The organism is Bradyrhizobium sp. CAR08, from assembly GCF_052871955.1.
This window is the reverse complement of sequence record NZ_JBIXJX010000063.1, coordinates 1-3028: the sequence shown is the minus strand read 5'-3', so window position 1 is coordinate 3028 and position 3028 is coordinate 1. Positions and strand designations below refer to the sequence as shown.

General features: G+C 56.5%; 1 protein-coding gene. It reads left to right on the top strand.

All coding sequences use genetic code 11. From position 1 onward, the window contains the following. Positions 1-3028, top strand: a 3028-nt coding sequence (locus ACIPUD_RS39625) for an ATP-binding protein (RefSeq protein ID WP_446482973.1), incomplete at both ends; no start/stop codon positions are given.

Sequence of the window (3028 nt, the reverse complement as noted above, 5' to 3'; positions counted from 1 at the left end):
ACGGTCGCATGTTTGCGGGTCGATCTTTACTTGACGCTAGGTCAGCACGGCCGGGCAGTGCTCATAGGTCTCGAATATCTTCGCGACGTCGGGATCGAGTGGTCGCAGCGTCCGACGGACCAGGAAATGCTGGCCGAATATCAGCGGATGTGGTCACAGCTGCCCGACGCAATCGAGGATCTTGCTGGTTTGCCTCGAATGACAGACCAGGCCACGCTTGCCACCCTCGCCGTGTTGACGCGGATTCTTCCGGCTGCAGGTTTCACGGACGCCAATTTATCCGCTTTAGTGATCTGCCGAGCGGTCAGCATCAGCCTCGAATACGGCAACACTGATGCTTCCTGCGCCCATTACGCATGGTTAGGCCGAATCTCGGCCGGACGCTTCGGTGACTACCTAGCGGCCGATAAATTTGGTCGTCTTGCTTGCGACTTGGTTGATCGCGGTGAGTTCTCTCGTTTTCGGGCTCACGTCTATTTGGCCGTCGGAGGCACCGTGATCCCGTGGACGAAGCCGCTTAGAGACGGCCGAGTTTTGATCCGGCGAGCCCTCGAAGCCGCGGTCAGTAGCGGTGATGTCATTTATGAGGCGTACAGTTCAGTCCATCTAACCGGAAGTATGATTATGGCCGGAGATCACCTGAAAGAGGTGCAGAACGAGTTAGAGAGAAGCGCTGCTACGATCCGGAACAGAAAGGTACAATTTGCTGCTGAGGCGGTAGCCGCTCAGCTCGCAATCGTCAGAACCATGCGCGGCCTCACGCGCTCGCTCGGTTGCTTCGACGACCAACAATTTGACGAGCTGGACGTTGAACGATCGTTGGCAGGAAGTCCGGAGTCATCTAGCGAAACCGTTTACTGGATTCGCAAGCTTCAGGCGCGCTTCCTATCCGGCGATTATGCTGCGGCTGTTGAGGCTCGCTCGAAGGCCGAGCCCAAACTATGGACCATACCAACAGAGCCCTTGACCGCGGAGTTTCACTTTTATGGTGCGCTGTCTCACTCGTGTTATTGCGACAGGCTGGGCGAAGCCGAACAACAGCCGCACCGAGATATCATTGATGCCCATTACAGGCAACTGCAGACATGGGCGACGAATTGCCCCGACAACTTCGAGAATCGGGCTGCCTTGGTCGGCGCTGAAATTGCAAGGCTGGAATGTCGGGATGCAGACGCAATGCGACTGTACGAACACTCAATCCAAACCGCGGGACGTAACGGTTTCCCCCACCACGAGGGGATCGCTTGTGAACTTGCAGCGCGCTTTTATGCTGCACGCGGTTTTGCCAGGATCTCCCGGGTTTACCTGCAGGACGCCCGGCGCGGCTACCTTCGTTGGGGAGCGGATGGTAAGGTGCGTCAACTCGAGGAGCTGCATCCGCATCTCATGCATCAGGAGCCCCCGCTTGCCGTGAATGGCATGACGATCGGAGCTCCGGTTGAGCATCTTGATCTGGCGACGGTGATCAAAGTGTCGCAGGCGATTTCCGGCGAGATTGTGCTTCAGAAGCTGATTGACAAGCTTATGCGGACTACCATTGAGCAGGCCGGCGCCGAAAGAGGTGTGTTGATTCTGCTGCATGGCGGCGAGCCACGGATCGAAGCGGAAGGCAAAACGGTAGCAGATGCGCTCGTTATAAAGGTGGATGAACAGCCCGTAACTCCGATGGCTATTCCCGAATCCGTGCTGCATTTCGTGCTACGTGTCCGCGAAAACGTGGTTCTCGAAGATGCTGTCGTCCAGCCTTCATTTGCCGAAGATCCTTATATCCGCGAGCGCAAAGCGCGTTCTATTCTTTGCCTGCCACTGATCACGCAGGGCAAGCTGATCGGCGTACTTTATCTGGAGAATAATCTCGCCCCGCGCATATTCTCGGCTGCCCGAACATCAATGCAGAAAATGCTTGCCTCTCAAGCTGCAACAGCGCTCGAAAACAGCCGGTTGTACAGCGAAGTTCAGCAACGGGAGGCGAAAATCCGGCGCTTGCTCGACGCTAACATCATCGGAATCTTTATCATTCACGAAGGGGGCGAGATCATCGAAGCAAATCAAGCCTTCCTCACGATGGTTGGATACGAGCAAGAAGATCTCCTCGCAGGCCGAGTGAACGGTCTCGATCTGACGCCTCCAGAATGGCACGAGCGCACAATGGATGCTCACACAGAAGCAAAAAGGACCGGAGCTGTTCAGCAGTTCGAGAAAGAGTATGTTCGGAAGGATGGCAGTCGGGTGCCGGTGCTCATTGGCCTCGCCGTGTTCGATGCGCGAGAGGACCAAGGTGTTGGCTTCGTCCTGGACCTGACAGAACGAAAGAGAGCGGAAGCGGAAGCGCGTGAAAGCGAACGACGTTATCGCGAAACTCTGATGGGCCTTGCACACGCCAATCGGATCACGACAATGGGACAGCTCGCCGCCTCGATCGCCCATGAGGTGAACCAGCCGATTGCGGCGATCAGCAGCAATGCGGGGGCAGGGCTAAATTGGCTCGGTGCTCAACCCCCAAATCTGGAAGAGGTTCGGCAGACCTTCGGTTTGATTGTCCGTGACAGTATGCGCGCAGGGAATGTGATCCGCCGGATCCGCGCTCTTATGAATAAAGCTCCGATACAAACGGAGCTTCTTGCAATTGACGAAGTGATCTTGGAGGTGCTAGCGCTAGTTCGCGCGGAACTCGCAAAAAATGGTGTGTGGGTGCGAACCCGACGGCCTCAGGCGTTGCCGCTCGTTCGAGCAGATCGCGTTCAGGTGCGGCAGGTGATTCTCAATCTGATCACGAACGCCATAGAGGCAATGAGCGAGATCAACGAAGGCCAGCGCGAGTTACTGATCGCTACGCGGACTGATGGCTCGAATAATGTATTGGTCGCTTTTCGGGATACGGGTCCGGGACTCGATCCAAACAGCGCGGACCGCGTGTTCGAGGCGTTTTACACCACCAAATCCGAAGGCATGGGCATGGGGCTGGCGATTTGCCATTCTATTATTGAGGCGCACGGGGGCCGAATGTGGGCCGGCGCCAATGATCCTC